At 60.8% G+C, this 20,688-nt stretch carries 23 protein-coding genes; all 23 read left to right on the top strand.

Annotation, left to right across the window (positions count from 1 at the left end):
- The first annotated feature begins 3 nt into the window (after window positions 1–3).
- The 23 genes from AB7M33_RS26575 (at window position 4) to AB7M33_RS26465 (ending at window position 20,500) form a co-directional block, all read left to right on the top strand.
- Entirely contained in the window at window positions 4–1,683 is a 1,680-nt protein-coding gene (locus AB7M33_RS26575; protein ID WP_454244042.1) for a terminase large subunit, read from the top strand.
- A complete protein-coding gene (locus AB7M33_RS26570; RefSeq protein WP_454244041.1) occupies window positions 1,680–1,841 on the top strand; it encodes a hypothetical protein in 162 nt (53 codons plus the stop codon). The genes AB7M33_RS26575 and AB7M33_RS26570 overlap by 4 nt, the downstream gene beginning before the upstream one ends.
- Complete coding sequence (locus AB7M33_RS26565) at window positions 1,834–3,132, top strand: phage portal protein (protein ID WP_099453653.1); 1,299 nt, start codon at window positions 1,834–1,836, stop codon at window positions 3,130–3,132. Before AB7M33_RS26570 ends, AB7M33_RS26565 begins: the two co-directional genes overlap by 8 nt.
- A 16-nt stretch (window positions 3,133–3,148) precedes the next feature.
- On the top strand, window positions 3,149–4,006 hold the full coding sequence (locus AB7M33_RS26560; protein WP_454244040.1) for a head maturation protease, ClpP-related: 858 nt from the start codon (window positions 3,149–3,151) through the stop codon (window positions 4,004–4,006).
- A gap of 2 nt (window positions 4,007–4,008) precedes the next feature.
- Window positions 4,009–5,190: a phage major capsid protein gene (locus AB7M33_RS26555; RefSeq protein WP_454244039.1), complete on the top strand. Its 1,182-nt coding sequence runs from the start codon at window positions 4,009–4,011 to the stop codon at window positions 5,188–5,190.
- Between the two features lie 47 nt (window positions 5,191–5,237).
- A complete protein-coding gene (locus AB7M33_RS26550; RefSeq protein ID WP_454244038.1) occupies window positions 5,238–5,765 on the top strand; it encodes a hypothetical protein in 528 nt (175 codons plus the stop codon).
- 4 nt (window positions 5,766–5,769) lie between these two features.
- Window positions 5,770–6,111, top strand: coding sequence for a head-tail connector protein (locus AB7M33_RS26545; protein ID WP_454244037.1), 342 nt, complete (start codon window positions 5,770–5,772; stop codon window positions 6,109–6,111).
- Window positions 6,108–6,434, top strand: a complete 327-nt coding sequence (locus AB7M33_RS26540) for a phage head closure protein (RefSeq protein ID WP_099453657.1) — start codon at window positions 6,108–6,110, stop codon at window positions 6,432–6,434. The genes AB7M33_RS26545 and AB7M33_RS26540 overlap by 4 nt, the downstream gene beginning before the upstream one ends.
- Window positions 6,435–6,442: 8 nt before the next feature.
- Window positions 6,443–6,613, top strand: coding sequence for a hypothetical protein (locus AB7M33_RS26535; protein ID WP_454244036.1), 171 nt, complete (start codon window positions 6,443–6,445; stop codon window positions 6,611–6,613).
- A gap of 3 nt (window positions 6,614–6,616) precedes the next feature.
- Window positions 6,617–7,117, top strand: a complete 501-nt coding sequence (locus AB7M33_RS26530) for an HK97 gp10 family phage protein (protein WP_454244035.1) — start codon at window positions 6,617–6,619, stop codon at window positions 7,115–7,117.
- Entirely contained in the window at window positions 7,110–7,496 is a 387-nt protein-coding gene (locus AB7M33_RS26525) for a DUF3168 domain-containing protein (protein ID WP_454244034.1), read from the top strand. Before AB7M33_RS26530 ends, AB7M33_RS26525 begins: the two co-directional genes overlap by 8 nt.
- A gap of 55 nt (window positions 7,497–7,551) precedes the next feature.
- Window positions 7,552–8,055, top strand: coding sequence for a hypothetical protein (locus tag AB7M33_RS26520; protein WP_454244033.1), 504 nt, complete (start codon window positions 7,552–7,554; stop codon window positions 8,053–8,055).
- A 40-nt stretch (window positions 8,056–8,095) separates the two neighbouring features.
- The gene (locus tag AB7M33_RS26515) at window positions 8,096–8,425 is read left to right on the top strand and encodes a hypothetical protein (protein ID WP_454244032.1); all 330 of its coding nucleotides are present in this window, start codon (window positions 8,096–8,098) and stop codon (window positions 8,423–8,425) included.
- Between the two features lie 107 nt (window positions 8,426–8,532).
- Entirely contained in the window at window positions 8,533–8,673 is a 141-nt protein-coding gene (locus AB7M33_RS26510; protein WP_454244031.1) for a hypothetical protein, read from the top strand.
- Window positions 8,674–8,715: 42 nt separating this feature from the next.
- Window positions 8,716–12,108 carry a phage tail tape measure protein gene (locus AB7M33_RS26505; RefSeq protein ID WP_454244030.1) on the top strand — a complete coding sequence of 1,131 codons (3,393 nt, stop codon included), beginning with the start codon at window positions 8,716–8,718 and terminating at the stop codon, window positions 12,106–12,108.
- Window positions 12,105–12,590, top strand: coding sequence for a DUF1833 family protein (locus tag AB7M33_RS26500; RefSeq protein ID WP_454244029.1), 486 nt, complete (start codon window positions 12,105–12,107; stop codon window positions 12,588–12,590). Before AB7M33_RS26505 ends, AB7M33_RS26500 begins: the two co-directional genes overlap by 4 nt.
- Window positions 12,590–12,991, top strand: a complete 402-nt coding sequence (locus AB7M33_RS26495; RefSeq protein WP_454244028.1) for a hypothetical protein — start codon at window positions 12,590–12,592, stop codon at window positions 12,989–12,991. Before AB7M33_RS26500 ends, AB7M33_RS26495 begins: the two co-directional genes overlap by 1 nt.
- Window positions 12,963–16,067: a host specificity factor TipJ family phage tail protein gene (locus tag AB7M33_RS26490; protein WP_454244027.1), complete on the top strand. Its 3,105-nt coding sequence runs from the start codon at window positions 12,963–12,965 to the stop codon at window positions 16,065–16,067. The genes AB7M33_RS26495 and AB7M33_RS26490 overlap by 29 nt, the downstream gene beginning before the upstream one ends.
- 62 nt (window positions 16,068–16,129) lie before the next feature.
- On the top strand, window positions 16,130–16,552 hold the full coding sequence (locus AB7M33_RS26485) for a hypothetical protein (RefSeq protein ID WP_454244026.1): 423 nt from the start codon (window positions 16,130–16,132) through the stop codon (window positions 16,550–16,552).
- Window positions 16,553–16,595: 43 nt separating this feature from the next.
- Window positions 16,596–18,533, top strand: coding sequence for a hypothetical protein (locus AB7M33_RS26480; RefSeq protein ID WP_454244025.1), 1,938 nt, complete (start codon window positions 16,596–16,598; stop codon window positions 18,531–18,533).
- Window positions 18,534–18,631: 98 nt separating this feature from the next.
- The gene (locus AB7M33_RS26475) at window positions 18,632–19,390 is read left to right on the top strand and encodes a hypothetical protein (protein ID WP_454244024.1); all 759 of its coding nucleotides are present in this window, start codon (window positions 18,632–18,634) and stop codon (window positions 19,388–19,390) included.
- A 94-nt stretch (window positions 19,391–19,484) separates the two neighbouring features.
- Window positions 19,485–19,931 (top strand): structural protein P5, encoded by a 447-nt coding sequence (locus tag AB7M33_RS26470; protein ID WP_454244023.1) that lies wholly within the window; start codon window positions 19,485–19,487, stop codon window positions 19,929–19,931.
- Entirely contained in the window at window positions 19,928–20,500 is a 573-nt protein-coding gene (locus tag AB7M33_RS26465) for a lysis protein (RefSeq protein WP_454244022.1), read from the top strand. Before AB7M33_RS26470 ends, AB7M33_RS26465 begins: the two co-directional genes overlap by 4 nt.
- Window positions 20,501–20,688: the final 188 nt, after the last annotated feature.

The following is a 20,688-nucleotide window of genomic DNA, read 5'->3' as shown; positions in this document are numbered from 1 at the left end:
CCTATGCGATGGACAACAGCCTGCCCGGATTGGTGGAGGTGCCTGGCTGCGGGCGAATCAATCATCCCTGAGCCGCTGTTTCCAGACGAAGCTGAAGCCGGCCTCGATGTGTTTAAGGGGCTGAGGATCGTCGATGCCCCGGGCAGCCCCACCATTGAGGCCGCCTGCGCCCCTTGGGTCTTGGCGTTCGCCGGGGCCATCTTCGGTAGCTACAACAGCGAGACCGGCGAGCGTCTGATTCGGGAAGTGATGCTCTGCATCCCGAAGAAGAACAGTAAATCTACGATCGCTGCAGGGATCATGCTAACAGCGCTGATCCGCAACTGGCGTCTTTCGGCTGAGTTCATCATCTTGGCGCCGACCAAGGAGATTGCCGATAACTCGTTCATCCCGGCCAAGGACATGGTCAACAATGACGATGAGCTGAAAGCGCTGTTGCATGTCCAGCCGCACCTGCGGCTGATCACTCATCGCGAGACCGGCGCCACCTTGAAGGTGGTGGCTGCGGACAGCGATGTGGTGGGCGGCAAGAAGGCGGTCGGCGTCCTGATCGATGAGGCCTGGCTATTCGGTAAGAACCCCAAAGCCGCTGACATGATCCGCGAGGCCACTGGCGGTCTGCTGTCGCGACCAGAAGGCTTCATCATCTGGTTGACGACCCAGTCGAACGAGCCGCCGGCTGGCGTGTTCCGCTCCAAGCTCAACTACGCTCGCGGCGTGCGTGATGGCCGGATCGACGACAACCGTTTCCTGCCGATCATCTATGAGTTCTCTCAAGAGATGATCAAGAGCGGCGAGGCGAGGAAGCCTGAGAACTTCCACCTGGTCAATCCCAACATCGACTACTCGGTTGACCGACCTACGCTTGAGCGCCTGTTTATGCAGGCTGAACTGGACGGCGAGGCTGAGCTACGCGGCTTCCTGGCCAAGCACCTCAACATCGAAATCGGCCTCGCACTGATGTCCGACGCCTGGGTCGGCGCGGAGTTCTGGGAGCCCCAAAGTACAAGCTGGCTCAGCCTTGATGAAATCCTCACGCGATGCGAGGTAATCGATGTTGGCGGCGACGGTGGCGGTTTGGATGACTTGCTCGGTCTTGCAGTGATTGGGCGGGAGTCTGGTACCCGAAGATGGTTCCACTGGGCTCACGCCTGGGCCCACCCCTCCGTCCTAGAACGGCGCAAATCTGAGGCACCGCGCCTCCGGGACTTGGAAAAAGCCGGTGACCTGACGATTGTCGAGCGTATCGGTGATGACGTGGAGCAGTTCGCAGCCATTGTTGCCCGCGTCAATGCAACTGGATTGCTGGATAAGGTGGGGCTCGACCCGGCAGGGATCGGCGCAGTTCTTGATGCCCTGGCCGACGCAGACGTTGAAGAAGACAAGATCGTCGGTATTTCCCAGGGCTGGAAGCTTACCGGTGCAATCAAGACCACTGAGCGGAAGCTCGCCGAGGGCACCTTGTTGCACTGCGGCCAGCCGCTGATGGCTTGGTCATGCGGCAACGCCAAAGGGGTGCCCTCGGCGAACGCCTTCCTGATCACCAAGCAGGCCTCGGGCACGGCAAAGATCGACCCGCTGATGGCTACATTCAACGCCGTTTCTCTGATCAGCCTCAATCCTGAGGGGCGCGGGGGAATGGACAACTTTATGGCTGGCATTCGGGACCCACTGATCGCATGAACGCATTTCATATTTTCATCGCCTGCGCAGTGGTCGCTTTCTGCTTGGCATGCAGCGGGGTCTGGATGCTGGCTGGTACCGGCTGGGCTTTGCTGGCCGGATCGCTGAGCTTCTTCTGCATCGCTGGCTTCATCCGCAAAGGGCTTGTCAGTGATTAAAACCCTATCCCAGGCTTTAGGCGCTGCTGCCACCAAGCCCTCAGCCAGTATGAGCGAATGGCTGGGCAAGACCATCAAGCTGTCGGATGGCGGTTTCTGGAGTGCCTTTAATGGCGCCCAGTCCAGTAGTGGTAAGTCAGTCAGCGTCGACAAGGCCATGCGCTTGTCCACCGTGTGGGCATGCGTCCGTATCATCTCGACCTCGGTAGCCGGCTTGCCGCTGAGCATCTACCGGCGGATGCCCGATGGTAGCCGAGAGAGTGCCCGTGATTTCCCGCTGTACGACGTTGTGCACAACAGCCCCAACGAAGACATGGCTGCCTTTCATTTCTGGCAGGCAGTCGTCGCCTCGATGCTGCTGTGGGGCAACGCCTACTGCGAGATCCATCGCTCCGCTGGGCGCGTCATTGCCCTGGACTTCCTGATGCCGTCGAGAGTCGACCTTGAGTTCGACGACGATGGACGACTCAGGTATTTCTTCAGGCCCCGAAAGGGAGCGCGCCGAGAGATCCAGCGGCAGGACATGCTTCACATCCCAGCCTTCACCCTGGATGGCCGAGTTGGCCTTTCTGCTATTCGGTACGGCGCGGATGTGTTCGGTTCTGCGATGTCTGCAGATGATGCCGCCAATAGCACATTCCGCAACGGCATGATGCCCACAGTCGCTTTTTCGGTCGACAAGACGCTTAACCCGGCTCAGCGCGTCGAGTTTCGTGAGTACGTTAAGACAATCTCCGGGGCATTGAATGCCGGCAAGAGCCCAGTACTTGAGCAGGGCGTGAAGCCGGAGATGATCGGGATCAACCCTGCCGATGCGCAGTTGCTGGAGTCGAGAGGGCATAGCATCGAGGAAATTTGCCGATGGTTCGGCGTTCCGCCCTGGATGGTGATGAAGACCGACAAGGGCAGCAACTGGGGGACCGGCCTGGAGCAACAGCAGATCGCGTTTCTTACGTACTGCATCATGTCCTTCACAGCGCCGATCGAGCAGTGCGTGAACAAGTGGTGCATGACGGCGGTTGACCGGATCAAATTCTACGCCGAGTACTCACTTGAAGCGTTCCTGCGTGCGGACAGCGCCGGTCGGGCAGCCTATCTCAGCACGATGGGCCAGAACGGCTACCTGACCCGAAACGAAGGGCGGCGGAAAGAGAACCTTCCAAGCATGCCAGGTGGCGACGTGCTGACCGTGCAATCGAATCTGGTGCCGCTGGACCAGCTGGGTAAGCAAGACGATGGGCAGGCCGCAAGGGCCGCTCTGATGAACTGGCTCCAACAGCCCGAAAAGTAAATCACGGGAGTAATCCATGAAGCACAAGATCCAGTCTCGCGGCCTGCGCAGCGAGATGAGCCCGCGCGCGCTCGACAAATGGAATCCCGCGATCCAGGCGGCCGTCGAGAACACCTCAGACACCATCACCGTGTACGGCGTGATCGGCGAAGACTGGTATGGCGAGGGCGTCACGCTGAAACGAATCGACGCCGCCTTGCGGGCGATCGGCGAGCGTGATGTCACCGTCTACATCAACTCGCCAGGCGGTGACATGTTCGAAGGCATTGCCATTTACAACCGCCTTCAAGAACACAGCCACGAGGTCACCACCAAGGTGCTCGGCATGGCGGCGAGCGCTGCTTCGATTGTCTTCCTCGCGGGGAATAAGCGAGAGGTGGCCAGCAGCGCCTTCCTCATGATCCACAACTGCTGGACCTGGCTCGCCGGCAATCGCAACTACCTCCGTGATATCGCCGACGATATGCAGGAGTTCGATGCCGCGATGGCTGACCTCTACGCCGAGACGAGTGGGCAGTCGGCGGAGGACATGGCCGAGCTGATGGACGACGAAACCTATATCCGTGGTAAGCGCGCCGTGGAGCTTGGCCTGGCGACTGGGGTGTTGTCTTCCAGCGAAGTTACCGAACGCGAAACCGAGGACGCGGCCCAGAACAATGCGCTCAAGGCCATGGATGTCGCTCTGGCCAAGGGGGGGATGCCTCGATCCGAGCGCCGCGAACTGTTCGCCAATTTCAAGTCCGGCATGCCTCGCGCTCCCGGCGGGGGCACGCATAACGCTGCCTCGACCGATAAGCCCAGCGCTGTCGCGCCAGACCTCTCCGCCTCTCTGAGCGCGGCAACCAATCTCCTCAATTCTCTGAAAGGAAAGTGACCATGGACTTTGAAGCCCAAGTCAAGGAACTCAACGCCAGCCTCAAGGGCATTGGCGATCAGATCAAAAGCCAGGCCGAGGCGACCGAGAAGCAAATCAAGGCTTCCGGTGAAATGAATACCGAAACGCGTGCCAAGGTCGATGAACTGCTGACCAAGCAGGGCGAGCTTCAGGCGCGCCTGGGCGAGGCAGAGCAGAAACTGGTGAATGCAAGCCGGGATCGGAGTCATCAGGAAGAGCCGCAGAAATCGGTAGGCGCTCTCGTGATCGAGAGCGAAGAAATGAAGGACATGAACTCGTCCTTCCGTGGTTCCCGCCGTGTCTCCGTGCCGCGCGCGGCCATCACTACCGCAACCGGCGGTGACCTGGTGCAGACTCAGCGCTTGCCGGGGATCATTGCCCCGCCTCAGCGCCGACTGACCGTCCGCGACCTGGTCGCGCCAGGTACCACCGAATCGAACTCCATCGAGTACGTCCGTGAAACCGGCTTCGTCAATAACGCCCGCACTGTGGCGGAGAACACTGCCAAGCCGTACTCCGACCTGACCTTCGGCCTGGCCACGGCGAACGTGCGGACCATCGCCCATTTATTCAAAGCCAGCCGCCAGATGCTGGACGACGCTAAGGCACTGCAGAGCTATATCGACGGTCGTGCACGCTACGGCCTCACCATGGCGGAAGAAGCTCAATTGCTTTACGGCAACGGCACTGGCGTGAACCTGCAGGGCCTCATGACCGTTGCTCAACTGTACGCCGCCCCGGCTGGTGTAGCTGTAGTGGGCGAGCAGCGCATTGACCGCCTGCGCCTGGCGCTGCTGCAGGCCGAACTGGCCGAGTTCCCATCCGACGGCATCGTGCTCAACCCGATCGATTGGGCGGCCATTGAGCTGACTAAGGACGGCGAGGGGCGCTACATCATCGGCCAGCCTCAGGAAGGCACCAACGCGAAACTCTGGAATCGCCCTGTGGTTTCTACCCAGGCCATGACACAGAACGACTTCCTCGTCGGTGCGTTCAAGCTCGGCGCCCAGATCTTCGACCGCATGGAAATCGAAGTGCTGATCTCGACTGAGAACGGTGATGACTTCGAGAAAAACATGGCAACGATTCGCGCTGAAGAGCGCCTGGCCTTTGCCATCTACCGCGATGAAGCGTTCGTTACCGGTCCGCTGATCACTCCTTAATTCCTTGCGCTGGGGCGTCAGGAATGGCGCCCTACAGGAGTATTCCCATGGCACGTAAACAGGAAAAACCAGAGTCCACGGTTGAGCCGAAGGATACTGCCTCGACCACTGAATCGAGCGGCAGCCAGCCTCAAGATGGAGCGTTGTCCCTTTCGCCTGGTGAAGCCGCCTTGCCAAATCCTGGCGAGGCGGGCGCTCCCGCAACTCATCCAGGCTCGGGCGCAGAGCAGACACTGCCAGAAGCACCGGCAGACTCGGGGGCCGAATCGGGTGTCGCTGCAGGCGACCTGGGCGCTAGTGCCGGAGCTCCCGCTACGGAAGCGGGGGCATCGGTAGATGAAGGCCAGAGCGGGCCGACGGTGATCGAGGCTGGCGACGATACCGACCAGCCAGCTGCAGGGGATCTGGTTGCAGCTAACCCAAATCCAGTGACTCTTCAGATCTACCCGATGCGGTCCTACATGGATGATGGCGAGCTGCGCCGCCGGGGCGGTCCAGCCTATGTGGTGCCACGCCGGCACGCAGAGGAGCTTGTGCAGCGAAAGTTGGCATCGCTCGAACCGCTGAAGGAGTGAAGACATGCCGGTGATCAGTTTGACCACAGCCCGTCATCACCTGCGAGACCCTGACGATGATGACGAGTACCTGGAGCTTCTGATCGAGGCGGCCGAAGGGCAGGCGGTGGACTATCTGAACCGTCGTTTCTACGCCGACCAGCAGGCGCTGGATGAGGCTGTCGCCGCCGGGGATGCTGGCGAGTCTCCCATGGTTTGCAACAAGCAGATCAAGGCTGCCTGTTTGCTGATACTCGGCCACCTTTACGCGAACCGTGAGGACGTTGTGATCGGGACCATTGCCACCGAACTGCCCAAAGGCTCGGTGGCGCTCCTGACACCTCACCGGATCGGGTGGGGCGTATGAGGGCCGGCCCACTGCGTAATCGCTGTCAGGTGGCGTTCCCTCATGAGGAGCGGAACAAGTCTGGCGGCGCGACGGTGACATGGCTGCCGGCGACTCCGCCCGTCATGTGGGCTGAAATCCGCACACCTAGCGGAAGGGTGGCACCAGTAGCTGAGAAGCTGGCGTCTGTAGTTACCGCCGAAATCATCGCCAGGCCGCGCCCCGACATAGCTGCCGGCTGGCGGATCACAAGGCGCGGGGTCACTTACAAAGTCGAAGCTGTTCTGCCTGACAACGACAATTCGCTGATGAGGCTTCTTTGCTCATCGGTGCCAAACCCATGAGGTGAACAATGAAAATTCGAGCACTAGGCCCGCTGACGGGCGCATCTGGTGAGCGTGAGAAGGGCGAAGAGTTCGAGGTCGAAAAGGCCTATGGCGAAGGCCTGATTGCCCGGGGCTACGCTGAAGCCGTCACCGACAAGGCCACGAAGCCAGCGAAGGCTGATCCGGCCAAGGAGTAGGGTATGGCGCGCCGGTCGAGCATTCGCGGCGACATCCGGCTACGCCGGACGCTGCGCAACATCCACAAGACGATGGACAACGAGTTGCAGCCCGCGATGCTGGAGGCGGCGAACCGCATCCTGGAGACCCAGCGTGAGTTGATGCCCAAGGACACCGGAGCGGCCGCTGCAGCGCTCAGGGTATACGTTTCGCCCAGCGGTTTAGATGCCCAGATCGGCATTCGTGGCAAGCGCGACAACCGGCGGTTCTTTTACCTGCGCTTCATCGAATACGGTACTAAGGGATATACCGGGGGCAAGCGGGCCGGTGACCGAAATCGGCGTGTCACCAACAAAAGCGATGGCACCCACTTCTTCGGCAAGTACCCGGATATCCCGGCTAGGCCGGCTCACCCGTGGCTGCGCCCATCTATCCAGGTCAACAGGGAGCATGTCTTGGCTGACATCAAGGCCGCCGTGAGCCGCACGCTGCGCAAGGCAAGCCAGGGGGTAGGCAATGGCTGATCCATCACTGGCCCTGCAGGAGGCCATCTTTGCCAGGCTTCAAGCCGAGGTCAGCTGCCCGATCTATGACGGCGCGCCGCTGAACGCCGAAATGCCGTACGTCTCAATCGACCGGGAGGTCTCAGTCAACAGCAGCCCGATCTCGGGCCGCAAGCGCGAAACGCGACTGCTGTACCTGTCGGTCTGGTCCGATGCCGTTGGCCAGGCTGAGGTTAAGTGCATCAACGGCGAGGTTATCGCCGCCCTGGATGAGCGCCGGCTGCCGCTGGAAGTCGGCCGCGCCGTCTCCGTTCGGGTCGAGCAGGCCGACGCCCAGCGCGATGCCGACGGCATCACCTACCAGGGCTCGATCACCGTCCGCGTAATCACTACCCACTGAATCACCCACTGGCCGCACTGCGGCTTCTATCCAACGTGGCTTTGGAGGATCACCCATGCCCGCAGAAGACAACCTCAATACAGCCGCCGGCTGCCGCCTCTTCATTGGCGGCAAGACCGGTGCTACCACCAAAACCGAGTTCGAGGCCGACACCTACGTGCGTGTTGGTGAAATCGAAGATCTCGGCGAGTTCGGCGACACCTTCAGCAGCGTGACCTTCGTCTCGCTGGAGGATGGCCGGGTTCGTAAGTACAAGGGCACGGCTGATGCTGGTGACATGACCCTCACGGTGGGCCTGGATAACGGTGACGCCGGACAGAACGCCGTCAAGACTGCTCACAAGGATCGCAGCAAGGGCGATTACAACATCAAGGTCACCCTCAACGACGGCGACCCTGATTCCATCCCTGCCATCAGCCCGACCACGTTCTACTACCGCGCGAAGGTGATGAACAACACCGTGGCCGCCGGCGCTGCTGACAACGTGGTGCGCCGCAATATCACCCTGGGTATCAACTCGGAAATCCTCGAGTTGCTGCCGGCCCCCGTCACCCCATAAGCGCCCGGGGCTTTGGCCCCGGCCTCACAGGACCTGACCCATGAACAATACGCTGTACGGTACCGTTACCGTCACACTGGGTGACGAAGAGTACACCCTTACCCCAACTCTGAAGGCTGTGCGGGCTATCGAGAGCCGCTTTGGCGGCCTGCGCGGTGCTTCCCAGGCAATCACCGCACTCAGTGTCGAAGGTTGCGCCATCATCCTGGTGGCCGGCGCCGGCCTTGACGAGAAGGCTGCCAAGGCCGTGCCAGAGAAGATCTGGGAGCACGGCATCCTCGACGCAGCGCCGCAACTGAATAAGTACCTGGTTGCGTTGTACAACCCGCGCGGCAAAGACCCGGGAAACGACCAAGCCGGGACGGCGTAAGCGTCATCGAAGGCGGAAGTTACGTCGACCGGCTGTACTCGATCGCAACGGGCTGGCTTGGCTGGCAACCCGATGTGGCCTGGCGAACGCCGCTGCCCGAGCTGTTCATGGCGTTGGATGCCAGGCTCGAGTGGTCGCAGATGACCAATCCCTTCGGCAAAGGAAAGGGGCAAGGGGCCAAGCCGAAACCTAGCGCCTCGGGCGTGGCCGACAAGCTGCGCCAGGCGCTGACCGGCCGAAACGCATAGCTCAACACCCGCTTCGGCGGGTTTTTCGTTCTGGAGAATTACATGGCCGACCAACAGGTCCAGGGGATGCTGGTCCAGATTGAGGCGACCACTGCTCAGTTGCGTCGAGAGCTGGCCAATGCGGATCAGCTGGTCGCGCGGTCATCCCAGGCGATTGATCAGAGTCTTGCCAAGGTCGACTCAGCTTTTGATCGAGCCGGCGCCGCGGCGCAGCAGGCCGGCACTCTCGTCCGTGGTGCATTTGCGGCGGTGGCAGGGGCTGGTCTGATCGGCGGTATCATCCAGCAAGTCGACGCCTATGGGCAGATGGCTGACAGGATGAAGGCTGCAGCCGGTAGCGGGGGCGAGTACCAGCTGGTTCAAGAGCACCTGCTGCAAACTGCCCAGGAAACTTATCGGCCTCTGGCTGAAGCCCAAGAGCTATACATCCGCACTGCGGACGTAATGCGCAGCCTGGGCTTCAACACCCAGCAGACTTTGGACATCACCGACAGCTTCAGCTATCTGTTGGTAACCAACGCCGCAGCGGCTGATAAAGCCGGCTCTGCGCTGGATGGCTACTCGAAGGCACTGCAGACCGGCAAGGTGGAGGCCGATGGCTGGGTATCGATTCAAGACGCCATGCCTACCGTGGTCGGCGCGATCGCCACAGCCACAGGAAAGAGCGCTGAGGAAATTCGCAAGCTGGGGGTTCAAGGCAAGCTATCCCTCGACGACCTGAATGCCGGCCTGCTGAAGACGGTTGAGGTGAATCGCAAGGCCGCAGCTGATATGTCGACCAGCGTCCAGGACGCGATGGTCAACATCAGCAATGCGATCGGCAGCTTTCTTGCCGGTATGGAAGAGCGCACTGGCGCGGTGGCCGGCCTGTCGAGCGTGCTTATCGCTCTGGCCGACAACGTTGAGTTGGTCGCTGTGGCAATGGCTGGAGCTGGTGTAGCAGCTCTGACCAACTACGTAATAAAGGCCGGCCTTGCGATGAAGGCCGCAATGGCTGATCGCGCCGCGAGGATTGCACAAGCTGACGCGGTATTGCAGGGGGCGATAGCGGATCAGCGGAAGGCTCAGACGGCCACCATTCTTGCTGAGCGAGAGGCGATTGCGGCGCGCGGTACCGCAGTTCAGACCCAAATGTCCCTCCAGCTCGCAACAGCGCGGACAAAGGAGGCTGCTGCAACTGCCGCTGTAGCAACAGCCCAGTCTGGATTGAAGGCCGCTTCGGCTGGTCTCCTTGCAGGCCTGGGAGGCCCCATGGGGTTGGCGATTCTGGCCGGCACCACGGCGGCAAGTTTCCTCCTGCTTCGCGACAATGCGGACCAGGCTGGGGTCAGCCTGGAGGACATGCAAAAGCCCGTATCCCAACTGCGGGAGGAGTTCCAAAAGCTCAACCGGGACCAGCGCGAAGCTGCCCTGGTGAAATGGCAGCAGGAGCAGATTAACGCCACGGACAAGGTCAAGGATGCCTACGGCGATCTTGCCCAGGCCATCCGCTCTGCGACAGTGACAGCGCCTGTTCGCGACTCGGGTGGTCAGTACAACAAGCAGCTGGCCGAATACCAAGGCGTCATAGACCGGCTGAATGAGGCTCGGTCCTCGGGTGCAGACCTTGCCCCTATCCTCAAGGAAGTGGGGTCTCGCCTACAGTTGCCGGCGGCTACGTTGCAGGGGTGGATCACCCAGGCGGGCGCCGTCAGTGATGCTGACCAGCGTTCAGGCCTGATTGCTGAAACCTTGCGCGTTCTCACCGGGGTTACCAAGGAAAACACGGTAGCGACCGAGGCGAACAATGCCGCGAAGACCGGCATGAGCAGTGCCGGTAAGACCTACCTTGAGACCCTCCAGAAACAGCTCGGCGGCCTGCAGGACAACAACGACGCGATCAAGACGGCCAACCGCTATATCGCTGAGAATGCTGACCTCACCGAGACCGATCGGCTGGCGATCCTGTCGGCAGCAAGCGCCATTGAGGCGCAAAAAAAAGCCAACGACAAGGCCAATAAGGCCAAGCGTGAGGGGGAATCCAAGTCAGAACAGGCTGCGAAAAAGCAGCTGAAAGACTTCGACACGACCGAAGAAGGCTACAAGCGTCAGATCGAGCTGATCAACACCACGGGCGACAAGCAGAAGGACGCCACCGAGGTCGCCAAGCTGTCCTTCGAGTTGCAAGAAGGCAAACTCGGCAACCTGTCAAAGGTCCAGCAGAAACGGCTACTTGAGCTGGCTGCGGAACTGGATGCACTGAACAAAATCAAGAAGGCCAACGAGGACGACTTGAAACTTAGTGCGTTCAGGGCGGCCCAGCAGGCCGGAACCCAAACGGCTGCCAACGGATATGCCCAGGAGCTTGCCGGCATCGGCATGGGCGACAAAGCCCGAGACCGTATGCGCGCTGACCTGGCGCTGCGCCAGAAGTACGTAGAAGACCTCCAGACCCTGAATGAGCAGCGAAACACTGGTCAGCTTGCCCCTGAGCTGTATGCCAGCGAAACACAGGTGCTTCAGGAAGAGCTCGGTAAACGGCTACAGGCGCAACAGGACTTCTACGCGGCGGTAGATGAGCAGCAAACCAGCTGGATGAATGGGGTCCATGAGGCCTGGGCAAACTTCGCTGATGATGCGCAGAACTATTCCGCCCAGGCAGCCGATGCCACCACCAACATCTTGGGAAGTGCTCGAAGCGAACTGAGCACCTTCATGACCGATGTCGCCACCGAGACTGAAAGTGCTGGTGATGCGCTGGCCAACATGATTGGCGGCTTTGCCGAGTCGGTGCTCAACGCGTTGGCGGATATGGCCGCGCAGTGGCTCATCTATCAAGGCGTCCAGCTCCTTGTCGGCAAGACAACCCAGGCAAGCGCCGCAGGAATGATGGCGGCGAACGCCCAAGCGACCGCGTTGCAGGCTGGCTTGGCTGCTTTCGCTTCCACTGCGGCCATTCCGATCGTAGGCCCGGCCCTGGCACCAGGTGCAATGGCCACCGCGCTCACCATCGCCAACCCGCTGGCCTCGGCCGTGGGCATGACCGCGATGTCGGGCGTGGGCTTCATGGATGGCGGCTATACGGGGCACGGCCGCAAGGATGAGGTCGCCGGCCCGGTGCACCGAGGCGAGTACGTGTTCGATGCCGAGGCAACTGCGCGTATTGGGGTCGGAACGCTGGAGGCCATCAGCGACGGCCGTGCTGCCTTCGTTGGCGGCCCCGGCAGTTCTTTGGCGCCCCCTGCTGATTCAGTGGCCTCGGGCGGGCCGGCACCGGCTCAGCCCGCTCCCCAGGTCAACCTGTATGAGGATGCTAGTCGCGCAGGGCAAGTTCAGATGTCAACGGGCCCTGATGGACGTCAGATCCTTGATATCTGCGTGGCAAACATCCGCCAAGGCGGTGTGCTGGCCAAGGCCTATGAACAAACCTATGGGGCAAAAAGGGTGGGGCGATGACCGCGATTGCAACGCTGTACGCCTCTGGCGGCAAGGCGTGGATCATTCCGACCCTTGAGCTTCGCTGCCCAGCCTGGCCGGCGCCGATTTACCTCTGCGCTGGCTTCGATGATGTTGTGGCCACGCTAGAAACAGGCGCCAAGGTGAAGTTCACCGCGTCTGCCTTCGACGCGGCGCTGCCAAAGCGCGACGACAGTGGTAGCCAGACGCTTACCTTTGCCATAGACAACGTCACCGGTGTAGCTCAGCAACTGATCGACAAGGCGTTAGAGGCCCGGCAGAAGATCACCCTGGTGTTCCGGATCTTCCTCTCGTCCGACCTATCCGCACCTGCAGAGAAACCGTACCGGATGACCGTGCTCAGCGGGTTCATGGAGGGAGCCAGCGTGCAGCTGCAGGCTGGTTATACCGACTACATCAATTTGGCTTGGCCAAGGCGCAAGTACACCTTGAGTTTCGCCCCCTGCCTTAGGTACGTGTGATGTTCGACAGCTACTTGGCCGCCACCTACGAGGATGGCGGGCGCGGCCCTGCGCGCTTCGATTGCTGGGGGATGGCCAGGGCTGTACGCCATGAGGTGTATGGCCTGCGGCTACTGCCGAGCTGGGGTTATGTCCGAAACACCATGCCGATGGAGTTCACCCGGGCAGTCAACCATGAGGCCGCCGGCATGGAGTGCTGTGAGCCGGAGGTGGGTGCCATCGCCTGCGTCTGGCGGGGCGATATCTGCATCCACGTTGCGCTGATCGTTGAGGCAGAAGGCCGGCTGCATGGCCTGGAAATGAAGCCCAGCGGGGCGACCATCAAGCCGCTTCGGCGATTTCAAGACCAGTACCTGAAAGTGAGTTATCACCGTGATCGAATTCTACCCGAGCAAGCTTGAGGGCTCTCCCCTGGAGCGCCACAGAACCGACAAGGTGATGACGATCGAGGGATGGCTGCAGCGCAATGTGCCAGGGTATGTGCCGCGCTCGGCGCCGCCCATCAGCATTGAGGTGAACGGCGTTTTCATTTCACCCGACCATTGGAACAAGGTCGAGTTCTCCCCGCTGGACACCGTTCGGATCTATCCAGAGCCCAAGGGTACTGGTTTGGAAGTGGCTGTGTGGGCCGTGGTGGCTGCTGTGGTGGCGGTCGGCGTCATCATGCTCACCCAGAGGCCGTTGGCTACTCCAGCCAACAAGTCGCAGTCAGGGCAGAGCCTGAACCTGGCAAAGACCACCGGTAACCAGGTAAAGGTGGGGGACATCATCCGGGAGGTTGCCGGCCGCACACGTATCTTTCCCGACTACCTGGTGCCGCCCAGGCACTCCTTCGTCAACGAGACGGAGCAGTGGGTGGAGATGCTGTTGTGCATTGGCGTCGGTGAGTTCGAGATCAATCCCACCGATGTGAAGATTGGCGATACGCCCATCGCATCGCTTGGCAGCTCCGCCCGGTACCGTATTTATGGTCCCGGCGAATCGCTGTCTGCCGAGCCGGCCCGCCTGTGGTGGCACAACTCTACCGAGGTCGGGTCGACCAGCACCGGCGGGGCAGGGCTCACGCTCACTACCACCATCGCAGTTGCCCAGCAGTTCACCGGGTCTTCGGTGCTGGTGGCTGACAAAGTGCTGACCGTCCCGGAAGGCGCCGGCTGGTTCCCGTTCGGTTGGGAAAGCGGAATGATCGCCCGCATCGAGGTGCCTTACCCGTACACCTTCACCGCGCCAGTTGATGGCAGCGCCACAGTGGTAAGCGGCCCACACATCCCGATGCTTAAGCCTTCCGTGGGTATGCGCATCGAGATTACAGGCGCCAATGCCGGCGAGTATGTTGTTGCCAGCTACACGCCAGCGGTTCCTGGAACGCCAGCAGTACCGGGCAGCGCCTCGACGGTCACCGGCAATGCTGCCCCGGCGCGCTTTAACTTTGACGTGACGCCGCTAAGCTTCACGATTTCCCGCGGGGCGAGCGACTTCCCAGTGTCTTTGACCACCAGTACCGTCAATCTCGCGGGGCTGGTGTCAGCTGTGAATGCGTCCCTGGCCGGCACGCCGTTGGTGGCCAGTGCTGTGGGCGGGCGCTTGCGGATTGCTGAGCAGGCTTCCCCATTTGCCGGAACTGCGCTGACGGTGACTGGCTCGGTGGTAGATATCCTTGGGTCGGCTCCAGCGTTTGTGACCGGTGTGAAGACCGAAGCTGCCACGGTAGGCCAGTACGCGCAGATGACCATGGAGTACGACGGTGGCGCGCCGGCGGTCGGTCTCCAGACCGGGGAGCTATTATCCTCCATCGGATTCAGGGGCATGCGGTACCGCATCACGGCGGTTTCTGACGACTCGGTGGAAGATGACGAAGAAACCCCTGAAGACGAGAGCCATGGTCCTTCGGCAATTACCGTTGCCCGGATGACCGACACCGGTGCCATCGATGCGGCCTGGGGCGGTTTCGATGCGCTGCAAACCAATGGCGTGACCGCCGTCCTCGATGGCTCTACCACCGAAGGCGACTGGGCGGGCCCCTTTGTGGTCTGCCCGGACGGAGAAGAGGTGCGCCGGGTCGAGCTGGACTTCTTCTTCCCAAGCGGGTTGATCCGCTATACGGAAAAGAACGGCAACCAGCGCCCAGTCAGCGTCAGGGTTGAGGCACAGTATCGTGATGTCAGCACGGCCGGAGACTGGACGTCTGTGTTTTGGACGTTCACCGCCACTCGCCGTGACCAGATCGCTTTCACCAGAGCCATCACCTTTCCGGCCTATATGCGAGGGGAAATCCAGGTTCGTCGAATCGGCGAGGAGTCGACCGCCAACACCAGGCAGGATCGCGTGCAGTGGTATGGCATGAGGGCCCGCATCGACAAGGCGCCTACCCGCTACCAGGGCGTCACCACCATCGCTGTGTACGCGCGCGGTGGCACCAAGCTTTCAGCTCAGTCCGAGAACCAGGTGTCTGTTATTGGCACGCGGAAGCTTCCGGTGCTGGTGAATGGGGCACGCTCCGAGCCCATTGCTACCCGCGATATTGAGCCGTGGGTTCACTACGTTTCGACGGATGCGGGCGCTACTGATGATGACGTGGATACCGAGGAGTTCTCCCGCTATGACGCCATCTGGCGCGCCCGAGAGGACTTCTTCGACTTCGCTGTCGAGGAGGTAGGCACGGTCAAGGAAACTTTGAATGATGCGCTGAAGGCTGGTTATGCAAAGTTCACGCTGGAGCGCGGCCAAATTACCCCTGTTCGGGATGAGCTGCGCACCCAAATCGGCAAGATGTACACGCCACTGAGCATGACCAGCTCTTTGAAGCGCGCATTCACGCTTCCGGCTCCTGACGACTACGACGGAGTGCTCATCAAGTACCGGGACAGTAAGACCTGGGCTGAAGAAACGGTGAAGTGCAAGCTGAGCAGCGACTCCTTCCTAAGGGTTCAGGAAATCACGCTCGCTGGTGTCACTGATCGCGATCGCGCCTGGCGCTACGGTATGCGGCAGCGCCGTGCGCAGGTATACCAGACCAAGAGCTACAGCTGGAGCACAGAGCTTTCGGCCCTGAACAGTGGGTATCTCAGCTACGACGCCGTGGCAGACGATATACCTGGTTACGCCCAGTCCGCGGTGATGGTCGCCTTCTCCGAAGAGGAAGGGCCGGTGGTCATCGAGAGCAGCGAACCATTCACCTGGGAAGCCGGAAAAGCCCACGTCCTGGCTGTGCGCAGGCCTGACGGCTCGGTCAGCGGGCCTTGGGCTGCTGCAAGGCTGGACGATTATCGAGTGGTTATTCCAACGATCGACTTCGAGCCTGATCTCTCCCAGGAGATAGAACCGCCGCATCTGCTGTTCGGTGTATCGAACAGGTGGTGCTATCCGGTGATCGTCACTTCTATCGAGCCGGGGGATTACTCGGCCGACATGGAGGCGGTCAACTACGACGCGCGTGTCTACGCGGATGACGACAACTTTGCCCCTGAGGATGCCTGAGGATGCTTTCTGTTCCGGATGGTCTCCCCTTGCCTGTGGGAGATGGCTACGGATTCAAGCCCGTGAGCCCGATAGTCAGGACAACGATGTCGAGCGGCCGAGCCATGCAGCGCCGAAGATTCGGCAGCGTGCCCACGATTTTGCCGGTCTCCTGGCTGCTCTCTTCGGCCGAGGCGCAGTTGTTTGAGGGCTGGTGCAAATGGGGCATCGGATGGGCGGACTGGTTTCTCTGCCCGCTTCGAACACCGCTGGGGCTGAAGCCGCACCGCGCTAGGTTCACCGACATCTACACGGGACCCGAGTTTGCTGGCGATGACCTTTGGCGCTACACGGCCACCCTCGAAATTTATGAGTTACCCATCGTTGATGAGGCTGAGTTCACGTCATTGCTGGCCGGCATGCCGATCAAGGTGATGACCGCCCAGCTGCGCGCCCTGCTGGAACGTTGGTACACACGTTCTTGGCCCGGCGCATCGGCTACCTAATTCCCTGCCCACTTCGGTGGGCTTTTTTTTGCCTGGAGTAAACATGAGCGGAGCCGAAGACCTCGCGCGCTTGACGGAAACGATCGACAAGGCCAACGAGCTGATGCTGTCCGATCAAATCAAAATGGTGGACGTTGGAGGTGGGGTGCAGCGTCCGACGAACGCCAAGGTACTGGCCGACCTGGCAACCCAGATGAGTGGTGCGCTCATCTACACCAGCACTGCCCTGGGCCTGGCTGGCACTCAGCCTGACGGCTATTTCAGCGTGATCTCTAGCAGTGCGCAGGAGTACGTCAACCTCTACCGAAACGAGAGCGGTACGGCAGCCTTCATCGCCACATACCCGAGTGCGCTGGCTACGCAAAATGCTGATGCCATGGCGCGCACCGCACTCAGCCAGACCCCGCCGCGCTCCCTCGATGACGACATGCCATGGGCGATTGTGGATGAGTTCTTCCGAGCGATCCTCGGCGTTAAAGCCAACGGTGCTGTGCACGCCATTCTCGACACCCTGCCAGGCCTCGACCTGCTCGGCGACTACGCCTGGGCGGTGGTCGATTCACAAGGCGTGGTGCTGCTGGGCATCAAGTGGAGCGGCGAGGTGGTCACGTTCGGTCAGAGCACTGGCGCCGTGGCCGCATACGCTGACGGCCCGGTGGGCGGCCAGGATATATGGGTGCTGGTCGACGGCACGCCATACCAAGTCACGTCCAGCGGCGACAACTTTTCGCCGCAGGTATCGAGCGGGCGGCTGTCTTACATCCGTCGGGGCTCCAGCGTGGCATCGGTTACCGTGGACGTGCCAGTTCCGGGGTCTGTGGCGCTGTTTGTCCAGGTGCTGCTGCATATCATTGGATATGGTCAGTCGCTGTGTATGGGCGACACCAGCGTGGTCCAGACCACCCAGCCGCCAACTGCTAACCGACTCTTGACCATCCAAAGTGGGGTCATGCTGGCAGATCAGGAAACGACCCTGACCGAAGCAATGGTGGTCCCGTTCAAACCTCTGGTCAGTGTGGTGCGCGAGGTTCCGGTGGTCCAGCTCTCTGGCCAGCTCAACCGCCTGCGTGGAGTACCGTCAAACGCAGGGCTTCTCACCAGCGCCCACGGCCGGAACGGACGCACTATCGCTCAGCTGAGCAAAGGGTCACTTTATTACAGCAATCTCCTAACGGCGGTGACGTCATCGAAGGCCGAAGCAGCACGGCTGGGGCTGGCGTATCGGGTGCCTTTCGTTGACTGGATCCAGGGTGAGGCTGATCGGAACATGGACCAGGCAACCTACCTGGCGGCTCTGCTCCAGCTCCAATCAGATCTGGACACCGATATCCGTGCGGCGTCAGGCCAGGGCGAGCCGGTGCCGATGCTGCTGGACCAGATCAGCAATTTCACCAACTACGGGCTTGTGAGCAGCTTCGTGCCGCTGGCGCAGTTGCAGGCAGCTCTCGACTACCCAGACCGGTTCGCTTGCGCAGGCCCGAAGTACTGGGTGCCTAGCAATACGGATGGCACGCACCTGACCGGCGACAGCTACACCCGCATTGGCTGCATGCATATGCGCGCAGCAGAAGCCCTGATCCGCGGTGGGCGCTGGCTGCCAACGCATGCCATTTCGGCAGTCCGGACAGGTGCCGTGGTTGTCGTTCGATTCCATACCCCGTCCGGGCCGCTCACCGTCGACACCGGCAACGTCAGCGACCCTGGGAACTGGGGCGTTCGTTACGTGGACGATGCTTCGAGCGCGAGCGTTGTGAAGATCCGCCTGCTTGGCGAGAACCTGCTGGAGGTCACGCTCAGTGCGGTTCCGACCGGTGCAAACCCATACATCGGCATTGCCGACGCTGGCGTTGCTGGTCAACCACTTGGCCCGACTACCGGCGCGCGTGCGTGCCTCCGCGATAACAGCCCTGACCGAGACGGCCAGGGTCGGCCTGTTTACAACTGGGCCTGTCACCAGCGCATCGCGGTTCAGGCCGCTTAATACCGATTATCGACTGAAGGAACAATTCAATGGCTGGTCAACTAATCCGCCTACCAGGCGTTACTGCCGCTGCTGCCGCTGGCGCCCCACGAATCATCATGACTGCACCTGACGCAGTAGCCGCCAAAGTTGCTTCGCTCAAGCACGTTATGAGCGTCCGTAGCATGACGGCCCTGAGCGGGGGCGGCGTGGCAGGCCGTTGCCGGCTCACTGGCAAGCTGCTAGTCCCGATGGGTGTCGATGTCGCCCGCTGGCAGATTCTGACATTGGGCGGAAGGGCTGCCCTTTATTCAGGGCCTGCGGCGTCTGGCGGTCAAGGCGCCGCGGCCTCTATTGCGCTCCCGGCAGGAAGCCTTACCCAGTCATATACGGCAGTAGGTGCGTTTGCTTGGGATGCCTCTGATCGGGCTGGCAACTACCTGACCAACTTCGTAGTTGGCTTCGACGCGGGTGCACCTACTCGACGGCTGTTCCGCGCGTATGGGCAGCAGTACGCAACGGTTGAAGCCCGCAACAACCTGGCATCAGGTTCTGGCGAGTTCACCTCTGTCTATGAGCCAATTCCGCTGACGGAGTGGGGAATCTACGTGGTGGACTACAACCACGAAACCCGCGTGATCTCACTTTCCATCAATGACGCTGACACCTTCACGCAGCGTACTGAGGCGGTTGCAACGCCCACTCCTTCTGCTGCTGCCTATCTGGAAATCGGTTACCACAACAGCGTGAACGCCCTGCGAAATTCGAAGGTCGGCGATCTCTATACCTTTGGTGAGTCACTGCTTTCAACTGAGTTGGGGGCTGCGCAGCTCAAGGAGCTGGTCGCTGAGCTGAAAACTTACTACAGCATCGCGTGATCACAGCTTTCACCAGATAGCCGCCACCAGCGGTTTTTTTGCTTGAAGTTCATGCAGCCCGCCTTGTGCGGGCTTTCTTTCGCCTGGAGAAACCATGTCCATACCGCGCGGCGTACGCAACAAAAATCCCGGCAATATCGATTTCAACCTCCGTAATGCTTGGCAGGGACAGCTCGGCCTGGAAGTGGGCGTGGCGAATCCGCGCTTTGCCCGCTTCGACGTGGCCGAAAACGGCATACGCGCCTTGGGCAAATTGCTCATCAACTACCGGGACAAGGACGGCCAGCCGGGTGTGGGCGGCCTAGGCATCGACACCGTGCGCGAAACTATCAGTCGCTGGGCGCCCGGTAATGAGAATGACACTGAGGCCTACATTGCAGCCGTGGCGCGGAAGCTCGGCGTCAATGCCAATGACGTAATCAATATCAAGGATGTGAGCACCCTGCGCGTGGTAGTCGGCGCGATAATCGCCCATGAGTGCGCGAACTACCGCTACCCTGACGCAGTGTTCAACGAAGGGATTCGGAGGGCCTTGGCATGACGTTGCTGGGTGCGGCGCAGCTCAATGGGCGGTTCGGCCTGTTGGCCCTGGCAGTTGGCCTTTGGGTTGGAGGTCGTAGTGCCTGGGTCTGGCAGTCCAATGAATACGGCAAGCGACTATCCGATCAGGCTGCAAGCTATGTTCAGCAGTTGGCGGATAAGGATCGGGCTTATGGCCGTGAACGTGATTTGGCTGCGGCGGCAGCTCTCCAACACATCGCACAACAGAAAATCCAGCGAAATGCCCTGGAAGCACGCCTGCAGCTGCAGCGCAATGCACATTGGAAGGAGATGATCAATGCTCAACAAACTCAAGATGGGCTGCGTGACAGGCTTGCTACCGCTGATTTGCGCCTGTCAGTCCTTATCGACGCCGGAGCCGTTGCCGCTCCAAGTTCTTTCGGTGGAGTGCGAGAAACCGCCGGTACCGGAGGCATGGTTCATGGAACCGTACGCGCCCAACTTGACCCGGCGTATGCTCGACGAATTGTCACCATCACCAACGACGGCGACCGGGGGCTGATCGCACTGAAGGCCTGCCAAGCCTACGTCCGCGAAGTCACTAGATGAAAAGGCTAGCTGGGTAGATGCGCCACCCTTCGGCTGCTCGCCCAATCCGCAGGCACTTCTTACAAGTCCAGCCGTGGCCTCTGTTGTTTCGAACGGATAGGTAACTGCGCTTGGCCAGAAATTCTCGTAAGGCCTTGTTATACCCTTTGTTTATACTTGCGTTTCTACTATATTAAGGACTGCATCTT

It is taken from the genome of Pseudomonas sp. Y3 TE3536, assembly GCF_053629175.1.
This window is presented reverse-complemented; position numbering and strand designations above follow the sequence as displayed.

What these genes read in the sequence shown, in the direction of transcription:
- AB7M33_RS26575 (WP_454244042.1), top strand. Translation starts at nt 4, where the DNA reads ATGCGATGGACAACAGCCTGCCCGGATTGGTGGAGGTGCCTGGCTGCG.
- AB7M33_RS26570 (WP_454244041.1), top strand. Translation starts at nt 1,680, where the DNA reads ATGAACGCATTTCATATTTTCATCGCCTGCGCAGTGGTCGCTTTCTGC.
- AB7M33_RS26560 (WP_454244040.1), top strand. Translation starts at nt 3,149, where the DNA reads ATGAAGCACAAGATCCAGTCTCGCGGCCTGCGCAGCGAGATGAGCCCG.
- AB7M33_RS26555 (WP_454244039.1), top strand. Translation starts at nt 4,009, where the DNA reads ATGGACTTTGAAGCCCAAGTCAAGGAACTCAACGCCAGCCTCAAGGGC.
- AB7M33_RS26550 (WP_454244038.1), top strand. Translation starts at nt 5,238, where the DNA reads ATGGCACGTAAACAGGAAAAACCAGAGTCCACGGTTGAGCCGAAGGAT.
- AB7M33_RS26545 (WP_454244037.1), top strand. Translation starts at nt 5,770, where the DNA reads ATGCCGGTGATCAGTTTGACCACAGCCCGTCATCACCTGCGAGACCCT.
- AB7M33_RS26540 (WP_099453657.1), top strand. Translation starts at nt 6,108, where the DNA reads ATGAGGGCCGGCCCACTGCGTAATCGCTGTCAGGTGGCGTTCCCTCAT.
- AB7M33_RS26535 (WP_454244036.1), top strand. Translation starts at nt 6,443, where the DNA reads ATGAAAATTCGAGCACTAGGCCCGCTGACGGGCGCATCTGGTGAGCGT.
- AB7M33_RS26530 (WP_454244035.1), top strand. Translation starts at nt 6,617, where the DNA reads ATGGCGCGCCGGTCGAGCATTCGCGGCGACATCCGGCTACGCCGGACG.
- AB7M33_RS26525 (WP_454244034.1), top strand. Translation starts at nt 7,110, where the DNA reads ATGGCTGATCCATCACTGGCCCTGCAGGAGGCCATCTTTGCCAGGCTT.
- AB7M33_RS26520 (WP_454244033.1), top strand. Translation starts at nt 7,552, where the DNA reads ATGCCCGCAGAAGACAACCTCAATACAGCCGCCGGCTGCCGCCTCTTC.
- AB7M33_RS26515 (WP_454244032.1), top strand. Translation starts at nt 8,096, where the DNA reads ATGAACAATACGCTGTACGGTACCGTTACCGTCACACTGGGTGACGAA.
- AB7M33_RS26510 (WP_454244031.1), top strand. Translation starts at nt 8,533, where the DNA reads ATGGCGTTGGATGCCAGGCTCGAGTGGTCGCAGATGACCAATCCCTTC.
- AB7M33_RS26505 (WP_454244030.1), top strand. Translation starts at nt 8,716, where the DNA reads ATGGCCGACCAACAGGTCCAGGGGATGCTGGTCCAGATTGAGGCGACC.
- AB7M33_RS26500 (WP_454244029.1), top strand. Translation starts at nt 12,105, where the DNA reads ATGACCGCGATTGCAACGCTGTACGCCTCTGGCGGCAAGGCGTGGATC.
- AB7M33_RS26495 (WP_454244028.1), top strand. Translation starts at nt 12,590, where the DNA reads ATGTTCGACAGCTACTTGGCCGCCACCTACGAGGATGGCGGGCGCGGC.
- AB7M33_RS26480 (WP_454244025.1), top strand. Translation starts at nt 16,596, where the DNA reads ATGAGCGGAGCCGAAGACCTCGCGCGCTTGACGGAAACGATCGACAAG.
- AB7M33_RS26475 (WP_454244024.1), top strand. Translation starts at nt 18,632, where the DNA reads ATGACTGCACCTGACGCAGTAGCCGCCAAAGTTGCTTCGCTCAAGCAC.
- AB7M33_RS26470 (WP_454244023.1), top strand. Translation starts at nt 19,485, where the DNA reads ATGTCCATACCGCGCGGCGTACGCAACAAAAATCCCGGCAATATCGAT.
- AB7M33_RS26465 (WP_454244022.1), top strand. Translation starts at nt 19,928, where the DNA reads ATGACGTTGCTGGGTGCGGCGCAGCTCAATGGGCGGTTCGGCCTGTTG.